This is a genomic window from Rhodococcus sp. 077-4 (assembly GCF_047782425.1).
GTDB lineage: Bacteria > Actinomycetota > Actinomycetes > Mycobacteriales > Mycobacteriaceae > Rhodococcoides.
On sequence record NZ_JAJPWC010000004.1, the window covers coordinates 106,749 to 120,952 of the forward strand.

At 65.7% G+C, this 14,204-nt stretch carries 15 protein-coding genes; 2 read left to right on the top strand and 13 right to left on the bottom strand.

Annotated features, from left to right (window positions below; genetic code table 11):
- Positions 1-139: 139 nt before the first annotated feature.
- Entirely contained in the window at positions 140-709 is a 570-nt protein-coding gene (locus ACNEOT_RS20925; RefSeq protein ID WP_415976549.1) for a type II toxin-antitoxin system PemK/MazF family toxin, read from the top strand.
- Positions 710-759: 50 nt separating this feature from the next.
- Here ACNEOT_RS20925 and ACNEOT_RS20930 read toward each other — a convergent pair whose 3' ends face one another.
- From ACNEOT_RS20930 to ACNEOT_RS20940, 3 genes are read right to left on the bottom strand one after another with little or no spacing between them, the layout of a single operon-like run.
- On the bottom strand, positions 760-1,590 hold the full coding sequence (locus tag ACNEOT_RS20930; RefSeq protein WP_415976718.1) for a transglutaminase family protein: 831 nt from the start codon (positions 1,588-1,590) through the stop codon (positions 760-762).
- A gap of 8 nt (positions 1,591-1,598) precedes the next feature.
- On the bottom strand, positions 1,599-2,573 hold the full coding sequence (locus tag ACNEOT_RS20935; protein WP_415976550.1) for an alpha-E domain-containing protein: 975 nt from the start codon (positions 2,571-2,573) through the stop codon (positions 1,599-1,601).
- Positions 2,574-4,133 carry a circularly permuted type 2 ATP-grasp protein gene (locus ACNEOT_RS20940; RefSeq protein ID WP_415976719.1) on the bottom strand — a complete coding sequence of 520 codons (1,560 nt, stop codon included), beginning with the start codon at positions 4,131-4,133 and terminating at the stop codon, positions 2,574-2,576.
- Positions 4,134-4,489: 356 nt separating this feature from the next.
- On the opposite strand from ACNEOT_RS20940, the gene rpsT reads away from it, so the two are divergent.
- Positions 4,490-4,750, top strand: a complete 261-nt coding sequence (gene rpsT, locus ACNEOT_RS20945; protein ID WP_027497522.1) for a 30S ribosomal protein S20 — start codon at positions 4,490-4,492, stop codon at positions 4,748-4,750.
- Positions 4,751-4,830: 80 nt separating this feature from the next.
- Here rpsT and holA read toward each other — a convergent pair whose 3' ends face one another.
- The 10 genes from holA to ACNEOT_RS20995 all read right to left on the bottom strand — a co-directional run bounded on the left by holA (position 4,831) and on the right by ACNEOT_RS20995 (position 14,172).
- The gene (gene holA / locus ACNEOT_RS20950; protein WP_415976551.1) at positions 4,831-5,799 is read right to left on the bottom strand and encodes a DNA polymerase III subunit delta; all 969 of its coding nucleotides are present in this window, start codon (positions 5,797-5,799) and stop codon (positions 4,831-4,833) included.
- A gap of 56 nt (positions 5,800-5,855) precedes the next feature.
- Complete coding sequence (locus tag ACNEOT_RS20955) at positions 5,856-7,448, bottom strand: ComEC/Rec2 family competence protein (protein ID WP_415976552.1); 1,593 nt, start codon at positions 7,446-7,448, stop codon at positions 5,856-5,858.
- Positions 7,445-8,323 (bottom strand): ComEA family DNA-binding protein, encoded by an 879-nt coding sequence (locus ACNEOT_RS20960; protein WP_415976553.1) that lies wholly within the window; start codon positions 8,321-8,323, stop codon positions 7,445-7,447. The genes ACNEOT_RS20955 and ACNEOT_RS20960 overlap by 4 nt, the downstream gene beginning before the upstream one ends.
- A 109-nt stretch (positions 8,324-8,432) precedes the next feature.
- Positions 8,433-9,281, bottom strand: coding sequence for a DegV family protein (locus tag ACNEOT_RS20965; protein ID WP_415976554.1), 849 nt, complete (start codon positions 9,279-9,281; stop codon positions 8,433-8,435).
- Positions 9,278-10,030 carry a diglucosylglycerate octanoyltransferase gene (gene octT / locus ACNEOT_RS20970; RefSeq protein ID WP_415976555.1) on the bottom strand — a complete coding sequence of 251 codons (753 nt, stop codon included), beginning with the start codon at positions 10,028-10,030 and terminating at the stop codon, positions 9,278-9,280. The genes ACNEOT_RS20965 and octT overlap by 4 nt, the downstream gene beginning before the upstream one ends.
- On the bottom strand, positions 10,017-10,670 hold the full coding sequence (locus ACNEOT_RS20975) for a histidine phosphatase family protein (RefSeq protein ID WP_415976556.1): 654 nt from the start codon (positions 10,668-10,670) through the stop codon (positions 10,017-10,019). Before ACNEOT_RS20975 ends, octT begins: the two co-directional genes overlap by 14 nt.
- A complete protein-coding gene (gene rsfS, locus ACNEOT_RS20980; RefSeq protein ID WP_415976557.1) occupies positions 10,667-11,056 on the bottom strand; it encodes a ribosome silencing factor in 390 nt (129 codons plus the stop codon). The genes ACNEOT_RS20975 and rsfS overlap by 4 nt, the downstream gene beginning before the upstream one ends.
- Complete coding sequence (gene nadD, locus ACNEOT_RS20985; protein ID WP_415976720.1) at positions 11,053-11,766, bottom strand: nicotinate-nucleotide adenylyltransferase; 714 nt, start codon at positions 11,764-11,766, stop codon at positions 11,053-11,055. Before nadD ends, rsfS begins: the two co-directional genes overlap by 4 nt.
- A 107-nt stretch (positions 11,767-11,873) precedes the next feature.
- A complete protein-coding gene (locus tag ACNEOT_RS20990; RefSeq protein WP_415976558.1) occupies positions 11,874-13,289 on the bottom strand; it encodes a vWA domain-containing protein in 1,416 nt (471 codons plus the stop codon).
- Between the two features lies 1 nt (position 13,290).
- Positions 13,291-14,172: an AAA family ATPase gene (locus ACNEOT_RS20995; RefSeq protein WP_037193103.1), complete on the bottom strand. Its 882-nt coding sequence runs from the start codon at positions 14,170-14,172 to the stop codon at positions 13,291-13,293.
- Positions 14,173-14,204: the final 32 nt, after the last annotated feature.

Consider the following 14,204-nt stretch of genomic DNA (forward strand, 5'->3'; position numbering starts at 1 on the left):
GGCGTGTTCGAAATGAGCGAACGGGTGTCCTTATCGTCCCACGCCGAGAACGGTGCGCCGTCCCCGGCTGTCCGACTCGTGTTCACGTTGCCGTGGATCGGGCGATGAGCAGCGGTGTCGGCATGGCTACACTCGCCGCATGGCTGGCAACTGGAGCAGATTCGGCAAGGAACTGGGCAAGATCGCGATGCGCGAAGGCCCTCGACTGCTGCGTCAACTGCAGAAATCCGGTGCCCTGCAGAAGGGCAAGGACGCGATCAGCGGAACGGCCACCCGCACCTCCGCCCCGACTCCTCGTCCGGGCCGTCCGGTGGCGTCGCAGACCAGGCCGACGGCGCAACGCGCCCGCACCGTCGAGTACTCCCCCGACCTCGACGGCAAAGCCGATCCCGGAGAGATCGTCTGGACCTGGGTCACGTACGAGGAAGACGCCAGCCAGGGCAAAGATCGCCCGGTGTTGGTCATCGGACGCGAGGGCAAGAACTTGCTGGGGCTGATGCTGTCGAGCCAGAGCAGCCGTGACGGAGACCGCGACTGGCAATCGATCGGGTCCGGTTCCTGGGACGCGGAAGGGCGACCGAGCTGGATTCGCCTCGACCGAGTGCTCGACGTGCCGGAGGACGGCATCCGCCGCGAAGGCGCGATTCTGAGCAAGCCCCAATTCGATTCCGTCGCACACAGATTGCGGAGCGACTTCGGCTGGAACTGACCTCGTGCGCGTTTTGCGTAGGCACAGCTACGCAAAACGAGCACGAGGGGCTATGCCAGTCGGGTGATTTCCACGACCACGTCGAGAGCCGTCGAACCGCCACCGGAGAAGATGCCCTTCAGCGGTGGCACGTCGGCGTAGTCGCGGCCGAGCCCGACCGAAACGTGCTGCTCGTTGACAGCGATGGCGTTGGTCGGGTCGTAGCCCCACCACGCGCCGGTCCAGGCCTCGATCCAGGCGTGACTCTGGCCCTCGACCGTCGCACCGATCGCGGCCTGCTTCTTCGGGTGCAGGTAGCCCGAGACGTACCGGCTGGGGATGCCGACGCTCCGCAGCATCAGCAAGGTCAGGTGGGCGTAGTCCTGGCAGACGCCCTTCTTCTCCGACCACGCTTCCACGGCCGAGGTGTGCACGCCCGTGGTTCCCGGCACGTACGACATCTCCTGGTTCACCCAGTTGGAGATCTCCACCACCGATTCCTGCGGCGGCAGTCCCTTCGACAGCTTCTTCGCCACCGACGAGAGTTGCCTGTTCTTCGGCACGTACTCGGTGTTGTCGAGGACCTCGTTGAACCGGTCGATGACCGGATCACTGGCCAGTTCCTCCCAGGAGGCGTTCTCGTCGGGGTAGACGAAGGGATCGGTTTCGACCACGGACGATCCGGTGACCTCGAGCTCGGTGTGCGGCGCGTGCAGGTCGAACGCCGTCACCGCCGTGCCCCAGTAGTCGGTGTACCGGTAGGAGCGCGTCACCGGGTTGGTCTCGACTCGGTTCAGAATCACGTTCTGCCGGTTGTCACTTCGCGGCGTCAAACGAGCCTCGTTGTACGACGACGTCACCGGTGCGTCGTACTGATAGCCCGTGGTGTGCACGACACGCATACGCCAGCTCACAGTTCACCTTCCAATTGATCTTCGTAAGCGCCGGATCCGGCATCCGTCCACGCCACCCACGGCGCGGCGTGGAAGTACTGCTTGGAAATTGCCTCGCCGAGTTCACGGCATGTCTCCTGCAGAGCCAGGAGGCGCTCCTGCAGGTCTTCGAGAATGGCTCCGGGGCGCAGGAATTCGAGCTCGCTGCGGGCCCGACCGAGCAGTCGCTGAGCCTCGGCGCGGGCACCGACGCGACTGTTCGGCTGATGGTCGAGCTCGTCGAGGCAGCGCTCCGCTTCGGTCAGTGCATAGAACACCGATCGCGGAAACAGCCTGTCCAACAACATGAATTCGAGAACTCGCTGCGCATCGAGCGCGCCACGGTAGGTCCGCAGATAGGTGTCGTGTGCGCCTGCGGAGCGCAGGACGGTGACCCATGCAGGCGAGGACGGCCGGTCACCCGCACGCGAGAGCAGCAGCCGCACGATCATGTCGATGCGTTCCACCGACCGCCCGAGGAGCAGGAAGCGATATCCGTCGTCTCGGCTGAGCGTCGAGTCGGCCAGGCCGGCGAACATCGCCGCGCGTTCCTCGATGTAGCTGAAGAACTCGTACGGCCCGGTTCTCTTCGACGCCCTCATGCGTTCGTTGAGGCCGTTGTAGGTGGTATTGAGGCACTCCCACATTTCGGTGGAGGTCACTTCTCTTGCCCCACGGGCGTTCTCACGGGCACTCGACAACGAGTCCACGATGGAACCCAATCCGTCTCGGCTGAAGGCGACGACCTCGGTCAGCGACCACACGTCGAGCGAGACATCGGGCTCGTGCTTGAACCCGAGTACTCGCAACAACACTCGCGAAGTGTGGTCGGGATCGACCGTGGCGTCCTCCAGAAGCTGGTGGACGGTGACATCGAGAATGCGGGCAGTGTCGTCCGCTCTCTCCACATACCGTCCGATCCAGTAGAGCGACTCTGCGTTGCGCGCGAGCATTTACTGTCCACCGCCGTTCGAGTCCGAGTTCGTTGCCTGCTGCTGCTGTTGCTGTTGCTGCTGCTGCTGATTCATTTGCTGATCCATCGTCAATTCCGGGCCCTGCTCGGCCATCGGCGACTCCGGCGGAACGCTCACGATCTCCTCGCCCGCCAGTTCCTGCTCCTCCTGAGAGGTTCGGGTCGCGAGCACCCAGGTGTCCTTGCTGCCGCCGCCCTGGCTCGAGTTGACCACGAGTGATCCCTCCGGCAACGCCACCCGGGTCAGGCCGCCGGGCAACACCCAGACGTCGTCGCCGTCGTTGACCGCGAACGGCCGCAGGTCGACGTGCCGAGGTACCAATCGATCACCGATCTTCGTCGGCACCGTCGAGAGCTGTACGACGGGTTGTGCGATCCAGCCACGCGGATCTGCGCGGACCTTCTTGCTGATGGTGGCGAGTTCCTTCGGCGAGGCATCGGGCCCGAACACGATGCCGTAACCGCCCGACCCTTCCACCGGCTTGATGACCAGCTCGTCGATGCGATCGAGGACTTCCTCGCACTCGTCGTCGAGCCAGCACCGGAACGTGTCGACGTTGGCCAGCAACGGCTTCTCACCCATGTAGTAGTCGATGATCGTCGGAACGTAGGTGTAGACCAGCTTGTCGTCGCCGACGCCGTTTCCGACGGCACTCGAGATGACGACGTTGCCTGCGCGGGCGGCATTGACGAGACCGGCCACGCCCAGCACCGAATCGGGTCGGAACTGCATGGGGTCGAGGTAGTCGTCGTCGATGCGTCGGTAGATGACGTCGACCTGGCGCTCGCCCTCGGTGGTGCGCATGTAGACGATGTTGTCTCGGCAGAACAGGTCGCGTCCCTCGACGAGCTCGACGCCCATCAGCCGGGCGAGCAGCGAGTGCTCGAAGTACGCCGAGTTGGCCACGCCGGGAGTGAGAACCACCACGGTCGGGTCGGCCTCGTTGAGGGCGGCCGCCGCGCGCAGTGCCCGCAGCAGGTGCGTGGCGTAATCGCCGACGGCGCGGACGCGGTGGCTGGCGAACAGGTCGGGGAACACCCGGGCCATGGTGCGTCGGTTCTCCATGACGTAGGACACGCCCGACGGTGACCGTAGGTTGTCCTCGAGCACTCGGAAGGTGCCCTGGGCGTCTCGAACGAGGTCGATGCCTGCGACGTGGATCCGCACACCGTTGGGCGGCGTGATGCCGACCGCTTCCCGGTGGAAATGTTCACAGGAGGTCACCAGTCGCTTCGGAACCACACCGTCGCGCAGGATCTCCTGGTCGCCGTAGATGTCGGCGAGGAACATCTCGAGGGCCTTGACGCGCTGCTTGATGCCGCGCTCGAGACGTGACCATTCACCTGCTGCGATGACGCGCGGAACCTGGTCGAGCGGGAAAGGGCGTTCCTGGCCGGACAGTGAGAACGTGATGCCCTGGTCGATGAAGGCTCGACCCAGCGCGTCGGATCTCGCGTCCAGGTCCACCGCATTCGCCGGGGCGAGTGCGGTGTGAATTCCCTTGTACGGAGTTCGGGTTCGCCCGTCCGCGTCGAACATCTCGTCGAAAGCGAGACTGTATTTTCCGACGTCGGAGTACCCGCCGAATACCCCGTCGACCTCGGGTTCGACACGATCCGCTGTCTTGGTCTTCGTCGCTTTGGCCTTGTTGGTGGCATGCGTTGCCGATCGCGGACTCATTCTGGCCATGTTGCTACAGAGACAGGAGTTAGGCGCGGTGGAAGCGTTAATTTCTTGAAACGGCGTCACGGGGCGAGGCCGAATTGGGTTCTTCCCAGCTGTGCTGGTATTCTCGATCTTCGGCGCAGGGCTCCAACGCTCAGCAGCAGACTTCGGGCATTCCAGCATGGATCGCCCTGACCGGAATACCGACGAAGACGACAAGGATTTTACGCGTGGCCAATATCAAGTCCCAGAAGAAGCGGATTCTCACCAACGAGCGTGCACGCCTGCGCAACCAGTCGGTGAAGTCCTCCCTTCGTACCGTCATCCGCTCGTTCCGCGAGGCGCAGGCTGCGGGCGACAAGGACAAGGCTTCCGAGATTCTCCTCGACGCAGGCCGCAAGCTCGACAAGGCCGCCAGCAAGGGCGTCATCCACAAGAACCAGGCAGCCAACAAGAAGTCGGCACTGGCTCTCGCTGTCAACAAGCTCTGATACACCACTGAGCTCGATCGAGCCCGCTGCATCCGACGAGGATGCAGCGGGCTTTGTCGTGCGCTGTCGGCCCCACGACGCTACGAACCCAGTGACGCAACCTCGGCGACCGCTCTCTCCACGGCGTAGTCCGCATCCGCTGCTTGGCCTTTGACGTCCGCGTTCAATTGCGCCACCACGCGCAGCGCCTGAGCGATCGATCGGCCGTTCCACCCACGCGCCTGGCCCTGCGCCTTCTTGATCTTCCACGGCGGCATCCCCAACTCGCCTGCCATCCGGAACGGGTCGCCGCGACCGGCCGAACCCACGAGAGCAATGGTGCGCACGGCATCGGCCAAGGCGTCGGCGAGCAGCACGTGCGCCACGCCTCGATGCATCGCCCAGCGCAGAGCCTCGAGAGCGCCTGCGCGGTCACCGATCACCGCTTTGTCTGCGACGTCGAATCCCGAGACCTCGGCCTTGCCCGAGTAGTACCGACGCACTGCGGGCAGATCGACCTTGCCCCCGGTATCGGAGACCAACTGCGAACAGGCCGAGGCCAATTCGCGAAGTTCGTTGCCGACGGACTCGACGACCGCCTCGATCACTTCGCTGCTCACCCGAACATCAGCGGCACGGAACTCGCCGCGCACGAAGTCGATGCGTTCGGCCGGTTTGGTGAGCTTGACGCACTCGTGAACCTGCGCGCCACATTTCTGTAGGGCACCGACCATCGCCTTGGCCCTACCGCCGCCGGAGTGCATGACCACCACGACTGCGCCCTCGGGCGGATCGGTAGCAGCGTCGAGAACCAACGCAGCCGCGTCCTTGCCTGCCTCTGCCGCAGCCTCGAGCACGAGAACACGGTCCTCGGCGAACAGCGACGGACTGAGCAGTTCGGCGAGTTCGGGGGCGCTGGCATCACCGGTGCGCAAGCGCGTGACCGGCAGGTCCTCCCCCGGTATCGCAGCGTTGGCACGCACTTGCGCCACGATCGCGGCGACCGCCCGATCCATCAGAAGTTCCTCGTCGCCGAGAACCAGATGCAGAGGAGCCACACTCGAAGTCACGACCATGATCGTGCCATGTGCGGCCGACACTTCGAGCATCCGCTTCTTCCGGCGACTCACCACAGTGCGTGCGCCGTCCACAGCGCCAGGGCCGCGATGGCCAGCAGTGCCGCCGCCCAGCGGATCACGGTGAACCGCAAGGCCGCCAACAGAGCGACCGTTGCGAACGCTGCCAGCGCGGCGCCCCATGGGCCGTCCGGAGTGACGATTCCCGCTGCAGGCACGGACGCGGCCCTTTCCGCCACTGCGATCAACCACCACAGCGGAGCCGACGCCAGCTGTGCCGTCAGCTCGGCGAACGAGATGCTGACAGTGGCGATCACGGCAGTGACGATGCCTACCACCGTGATCGGAGCAACGACCGGTGCGACCAGCACGTTCGCGGCGACGCCCACGACACTGAAGGTTCCCGTCATCGCCGCCACCACCGGAGCCGTCACCGCGTGGGCTGCTGCGGCGACGGCGACCACCTCGGCGGCTGCTCTGGGCCAGCCACGGGCCCGAAGCCAGTCCACCCAGATCGGTGCGACCAGCACCAGCCCGGCGGTGGCGAACACCGACAGCACGAAGCCGACGTCGACCGCCAGCCTCGGCCACCACGCGAGCAGCCCCAACACAGCGCCACACAGCGCCGGAACTGCTTGCCTACGTCTGCCGGTCACCAACGCCAACAGTCCGATCGACCCCATCACTGCCGCCCGCACCACACTCGGTGACGGGCGGGCCACGACCACGAACGCCACGAGGACGAAGAACGCCACCACAACTGTGGCGCGAGGACCGATCCCGATGCCTCGCAACACCAACAGGACCGCACCGATCACGATCGAGAAATTTGCGCCGGAGACTGCCGTCAGATGTGTCAGCCCGGCTGCTCGGAAGTTCTCGACCACCGTCTCGTCCAACCGCGACACATCCCCGACCACGAGACCGGGCAGCAGACCGGCCCTGTCCGGCGGCATCGAATTCTGCGCCACCTCAGCCAGTTTCGATCGAAATGTGCCGGCTGCGGCAGAGACGATCCCGGGCTCGGCCACGGTGACGGGCGGACCCGAGGTGCGGATCACCCCCACGCTCATGTCCGGTCGAATCGGCGCACCGAGCCGGCCGCGCACGGTGATCTCCTGTCCCGGAAGCAGCGCCGACCAACTCGACTCCGGTGCGATGATCGACACCCGTCCGCCGACGTACAGTGCTTCACCGCCCACGTCGACACGGGTCAACTCGGCCTTCAGCATCACCGTCGGAGATCCGGGTGCCGACAATCGACGCGGGTCCTCCTCGAGCTGCACCGACGCCGTTATCCACGCTCGATTTTCTGCGGCCGAGGCCACGGGATGTTCGGCCAACGCGCGCATCTGAAGCCAGATCGCTCCGCCGAAGCACAGGGCGAGCACGATCACCGCCGCTGCACCGGCCGTACTCGAGCCCGGCAAGGGGCGTCGAACAGTCACTCCGCACAACGCCATCGCCACGAGCAGCACGACGGCGACGGCCGCGGCGGTGGCGACCAGTGCGGCACCAGGGCCACCGAGAATTCCGATCGCGGTGATCGACCAGCACACCGCGGCGGCGGGCACGAGGCGCACGTCGAACGGCAGGAATTCCTCTGCTCCCGCCGTAGTGGGCGACGCGGCATCGGTGGTCATCCGATGTGCACCAGATCGCGGATCTTAGCCAGCCTGCCGGGCCCGATGCCGTCCACTTCGGCGAGCTGGTCCACAGTGACGAAGCGGCCGTTGAGATCTCGCCAACTCACGATCGATGTCGCGGTCACCGGCCCCACCCCTGGCAACGCGTCCAGTTCTGCGACGGTCGCGGCGTTGAGGTCCACCGTCCCGCCCGGTGCTGCACCTTCTGGACCGGCCGGTGCACCTCCGGCTGCCGCAGTACCGCTCTCGGATGTCGTGCCGCTGACCGGAGGGGCTCCCTCCGGTGGCACCACTCCGACGACGATCTGATCAGCGTCGGCGACTCGCGCGGCCATGTTCAGTGCCAGCAGATCGGCGCCCTCGACTGCGCCGCCCGCTGCGGCCAACGCGTCGGCCACCCGCGAACCCGGTTGCAGCCGTACCAATCCGGGTTTCCTCACCAGGCCGACGACACTCACGACCAGTTCGGCCTCGGCGCTCGGCACAGGATCGACCGCGTCCCCGGTTCCCACCGTTCCGGGGGTATCCGCTGTGTCGGTCGCGACCACGGCGAGCGGCGGAGCAGGAGCCGGGGTCGGCGCATCACGGAACACCGCGAATGCCGCGACGAGTACGACGAATATTCCTGCTACCGCCAGCGCCAGTGCCCCCGGCTTCCCGGGATCCACTCGGGCGGTTCGCCACCGCTGCGGCAGCAGGGACGACCACGGGGTACCGGCTCGCTGCGCCTGCGGCAGCAGCCAATCGGGTTCCGAGGATTCGGCATCCAGGGCCGTTTCGTCGGCGTCGACGCGATCGCGCACCGAAACATGTTGTCTGCGCACGGAGTTCAATCGCGCTACCGTGTGCGCCCGATCCTCGCTACCGCCCATGCATCAGGACGCTAGCGCCAGGGATCGGCGTTCGGTCACGGAAAGTGCAGGCCGAGAATTGCCCTGTGCACAACTCGATGACTGTGGACGAACCGGGTGATCGACGCCGCTATCGGCGTGCCGGAGCCACGACGACACCGACAGCGCCGGGGCCGACATGGGCACCGAGTACAGCACCGAAGGGATAGACATCGATGCTGGTCGACTGCGGGATGCGGGAGGTCAGCATTGCGGCCACGTCCTCGGCGCGCTCCGCGCACTGCATGTGATGCACCGCGAGCGCAACCCCCGATTCGTCACCTACCTCGGTTGCGGCTGCGACAGCCGCGTCGACCAGCTTGTTCAGCGCCTTGGACGATGTCCGCGTCTTTTCCCGCAGCACCAGTTTGCCGTCACTGATGTGCAGTACCGGCTTCATGGCAAGCGCGGTACCGAGCAATGCTGCCGCAGTGCCGATGCGGCCTCCGCGTCGCAAGTGGTCGAGTCGATCGACGACGATGAAACACCTCGTCGACGTCGATGCCGCGACGGCGTCACGGTAGACCTCGTCCAGGTCTGCTCCCCTGCCGGCGGTGGCGGCCGCAGCCAGTGCCGCGAAGCCCAGTCCCATTCCGGCCGAGGCGGAATCGACGACTCGAACGGCGGAGCCCACGTGAGCTGCGGCCTGGCGTGCAGCTTCCCACGTGCTGGACAGTCCGCGGGAGATATGGAGGGCAACCACACCTGCACCCCGACTGTGTTCGAGAGCCGCGGCATAGACCTCGGTCAACTCACCCGGCGAGGCCCCTGCGGTGGTCACCGGCTTTCCCGAGGTGGAGTGTTCGGGAATCTCGTCGACGCCCTCGCGATGGTCGATTTCGTCGACGAGCACATGCAGTGGCACCAGTGCGATGCCTCGCTTTTCGGCGAGTGCGACCGGCAGACAGGACGAGGAGTCGGTGACGACGGCGACGGTCATGGCGTTCGGGTGACCGACCCGGCGGTGACGGGTCGCAGCACTTCCAGCATCGACGCGGCCACCGCGACGTGGGCATCCCACCCCCAGTGGATACCGTCGGGGTTCGCGTTCTCGGACTCGATGTTCGGGCGCACCGCGTCGGCGAGGTCGACCATGGGGACGTTGTTGTTCGAGCTCCACGCGCGCAGCGCACGCACAGCGGGTTCGCGACCCGAATGCACCTGGCCGTAGGCGTCGCAGCGGTGCACCGACGGGTAGGTACCGATCACAGGAAGTTCGGGCCGCACGTAGGCCAACGCTGCGCGGGTCTGCTCGAGGTATTCGACGCTGAGCCGCGGCGGCAGTGCCACCGGCCAACCCAGATGCGACAGCACAGGTTGCACCGCTTGGTACCCCGCGCGAACGACCCGGCGAAGTGCAGGCGGTCTGATGTATCTGATCTGCTCCCGGAGCGCAGTCGGCAACGGTGACGGGAGTGAATCCATGCCGCCGATTCCCAGTACGACGGCACCGGCGTGAGGAATAGCGGCCCACACTCGCGGATCCTGGGTCAGTGCCCACCACGCATCACGACTGGTCCAACCGATGCGCGCGACCAGTTCCACCGTCCAACCCAGTTCCGCCGCAACGAGATTGGGCCACAAGCGCGGGTCGTCGACGGGCAGTCCGCCCTCCGGTCCGTAGTAGCTCAGCGAGTCCGCGAGCACGAGCAGCGCGGGCCGCGCCGTCGTCTCGTCAGAGGACGTCACTGGCCACTCGCGCCGAGGCGTTCCACACGTCCAGTCGCCAGGACGGGTTCTCGCCCGGTCCGTGCGCACCGAGTTGCACCCAGCTGGTGTTGGCGAGACCACCGAGCACCGGCCAGCGATCGACCGGTAGGTCCAGCAGCGCCGCTGAGAGTGCTGCGATCAGTCCACCGTGCGCAACGAGAACGAGCGGTCGCTCGCTGCCGTCGAGACCCCATTCGGTGACACCGGCCAGCAGCTCACGGACCAGTGGCACGCTGCGTCGGGCGACGTCGATACGACTCTCGCCACCCGGTGGGGCAATGGTGGCGTCGGCCCGCCAGGTGGGGCGAGCACCGGGCGCGATGTCGTCGACTTCGGTGTGGGTCAGTCCCTGCCACTGACCCAGATGGGTCTCGCGTAGACGCTGGTCGGTCGATACCGACACTCCCGCGGCCTCGCCGAGTGCCTCGGCGGTGTCGAGAGCTCGACGCAGATCGGAGGAGACGATCCTGATCGGCTCACGCGTCGCCAGCTCGGCGGCCGCCGACTTCGCCTGACTCCGTCCGAGCTCGGAAAGATCGGTGTCGAGCTGACCCTGCATGCGGTCGGTGGCGTTGTACTCCGTTTGACCGTGCCGAAGCAGGATGAGCCGTCGAATCATTGCTCCGATTCCGGAGCCGGATGCTGACCGAGACCGGGAACCTCGATGGTCGGGCAGTCCTTCCACAGCCGCTCGAGGGCGTAGAAGTTGCGCTCCTCGTTGTGCTGGACGTGCACGACGATGTCGGAGTAGTCCAGCAGCGCCCAGCGGCCCTCTCTTGTGCCCTCGCGACGGACCGGCTTGTGTCCGGCCTCACGGAGCTGATCCTCGATGTTCTCCACGATCGCGTTGACCTGACGTTCGTTGGGTGCGGAGGCGATCACGAAGCAATCGGTGATGTAGAGCTGATCGGAGACGTCGAGAATCACCACGTCGCCGGCCAGTTTGTCGTCTGCTGCGAGTGCGGCGATTCGCGCCATCTCGGTGGCTTCGGCTGTTGCAGTCACTTCGGTGTACTCCCACTCGTATGGCTCGGGTTCGCGGTCATTGCGCTGGTGACCGACCCTGCCTGTTGCTTCTTCTGTGGCGCCGGCTCCGACATGGTGACGGATCCGTCGAGACGCTGAGCGCCTCGTGGTCTGTAGAGATTTCTCTTCGAGATGTATTGCACGACGCCGTCCGGTACGAGATACCAGACGGGCCGATTCTCACCGGCTCGAAGTCGACAGTCCGTCGACGATATCGCGAGTGCCGGGATTTCCATCAATGTGAGAGTGTCCGCGGGCAGCGACCGAAGGTGATTGGCCAGATGTTCGACGCCGAGCTCGAACCCCGGACGCGACACACCGACGAACTTGGCGAGCTCGAACAACTCCTCCCAGTTCTGCCACGTGAGGATCGACTCGAGCGCGTCCGCGCCGGTGATGAAGTACAGCTCCGCATTGGGATGCTGCGTCCGCAGATCGCGCAGGGTGTCGACGGTGTAGGTCGACTTCTCCCGATCGACGTCCACCCGGCTGACCGAGAAACGCGGATTGGACGCCGTCGCGATGACGGTCATCAGGTACCGGTCCTCGGCCGGGCTGACCGATTTGCCTTCCTTCTGCCATGGGTTGCCGGTGGGAACGAAGATGACCTCGTCCAGACCGAACTTGTTCGCCACTTCGCTGGCAGCGACGAGGTGCCCGTGATGAATCGGGTCGAAGGTGCCGCCCATGACGCCCAAACGGCGAACGGACGGCCTACCTGTGTCGTCGCCTGGGTCGGATTCGCGCTGCACAACTGCCGATTCTACGTCCGAGGTACCTCCGGGCGTCACACGCCTCACACCGGCAACAGTCGTGAGACCACGGTGGCCAGCTGCTGAGCCGATCGACATTCGTGCATGGCGATCACGTCGGCGTACACCTTGGCGGCCGAATCGCCGGATCCCCACTGCGATTTCGGTTCGGGATTGAGCCAATAGGCGTATTTGGCCACCGAGACGATGTGTGCCAGTGCGGGCAGCTTCGGTTCCCGGTAATTGGTGCGGGCATCGCCGAGTATCAGCACCGAGCTACGACTGGTGACCGCGTGCGCGTATTTCTCGTCGAATGTCGTCAGGGCATGGCCGTAGTCCGAGTGCCCGTCGTACGTCACCAGATCGGACTCCCGGATGATGCGGCTCATCGCAGCGCCGAGGTCGGAACCGGAGTCGAAGAATCGCGTCACCTCGTCGGTGGAATCGATGAACGCGAAGATCCGCACTCGCGAGAACTGCTCGCGCAACGCGTGCACCAACAACAGGGTGAAGTTGCTGAAACCTGCCACCGAGCCCGAGACATCGCACAGCACAACCAATTCGGGGCGGGCTCGACGCGGCTTGCGCTCGACCAGATCGATCGGGATCCCTCCGGTGGACATCGACTTGCGCAGCGTACGGCGCAGATCGATGGAGCCGTGCCTGCTTCGGCTGCGCCGCACCGCAAGTCGCGAGGCCAACAGCCGAGCCAGCGGTGTGACGTTGCGTCGCAGCGCCGCCATCTCCGTGTCGGAAGCCCGCAGAAAATCGACTTCCTCCGCGAGCTTGGGCACGCCGTAGCTCGCCACCCGCTCACGGCCAAGCTTCTCGGCCGACCGGCGTCTCGTCTCGCTCTCGACCATCTTGCGTAGGTCGGCGATGCGTTGCGCTGCAGTGCGTTTGGCCACCTCGGACTCGTAGTCGTCGGTGGGGCGATCGGGTGCATCGTCGCTCCGGCCGAGCAATCCGTCGAGGATCTTGCGCAGCAACGTATCGGGTGCGACGTCGCGCAGGGCCTGATACGCCGAGAACGAGGGCCCGTTCGAGGACTTGTACTGACCGAGTTCCTCGACCATCTGCGCGGCCAGCATCCGGGTCAGCTCCGCGGCCTCGGCCGAATCGTCCGAGAGCAGATCCACCAACAGCTCCCGGAGCGCGTCGATGTCGACGTCGCCGGCGTCGGTGCGAGGCAGCGCGGTATCGATCTGCCCCGAGTCCCTGGTGCCCGACGCAACAGGAAACCACAGGTCGAACAACGCGTCGAACACACCGCGATGGGTCGGTCGCCTCAGCAGCGCGCAGGCCAGCCCCTCGCGGACGGCTTCTCGGTCCAACAGATCCAGCACCGACATCACGCGTCCGGCATCCACGGTCTCCGACGGCCCCACCGAAATTCCGCGTCGACGCAGCGCCTCGACGAAGCCGACGAGGTGACCGGGAAGTCCGTGCGGGGCCAGCATGTCAGTTGAGCCGGAGTTCGGCAGCCGCCCGGACCTGGTCCGATTGATGCTTGAGCACCACGCCGAGCGTGGAGCGGACCGCATCGTCGTCGAGGGTGTCCATGCCGAGCGCCAGCAGAGTGCGTCCCCAGTCGATGGTCTCGGCCACCGACGGCAGCTTCTTGAGCTGCATTGCCCGCAGTACCCGCACGGTCTTGATCATCTGTTCCGCGATGGCCTCGGGCAGCTCGGGAACCCGGCTGGCGAGAATCCGGCGCTCGAGGTCGGCGTCGGGGAAGTCGAGGTGCAGGAACAGACAGCGGCGCTTGAGGGCCTCGGACAGTTCACGAGTGGCATTGGAGGTGAGCACCACGAACGGCGTGCGCTCGGCAACGATCGTGCCGAGCTCGGGAATGGTGATGGCGAAGTCGCTCAGCACCTCGAGCAACAGTCCTTCGATCTCGACGTCGGCCTTGTCGGTCTCGTCGATCAGCAGAACCGTGGGATCGGTACGCCGAATCGCCTGCAGGAGTGGCCGCGCCAGCAGGAACTCTTCGGAGAAGACGTCCAACTTGGTCGAGTCCCAATCGGCCGCGGTTCCCGACTGGATGCGCAGGATCTGTTTGGCGTGGTTCCACTCGTACAGCGCGCGGGCCTCGTCGACGCCCTCGTAACACTGCAACCGCACCAGCTCGGCACCGGTCGTCTGCGCGACGGCGCGGGCCAGCTCGGTCTTGCCGACGCCCGCCGGTCCTTCGATCAGCAGCGGCTTGCCGAGGCGATCGGCCAGGAACACCGAGGTGGCCGTGGCCTTGTCGGCCAGGTAACCCGTCTCGGCCAAACGCCTCTGGACGTCGTCCACGCTGGCGAACAGCGGGGGTGTCGTCGGTAGGGCACGATCCATGTCACAGCTCCTGATGATCGGGTGTGGCGGGT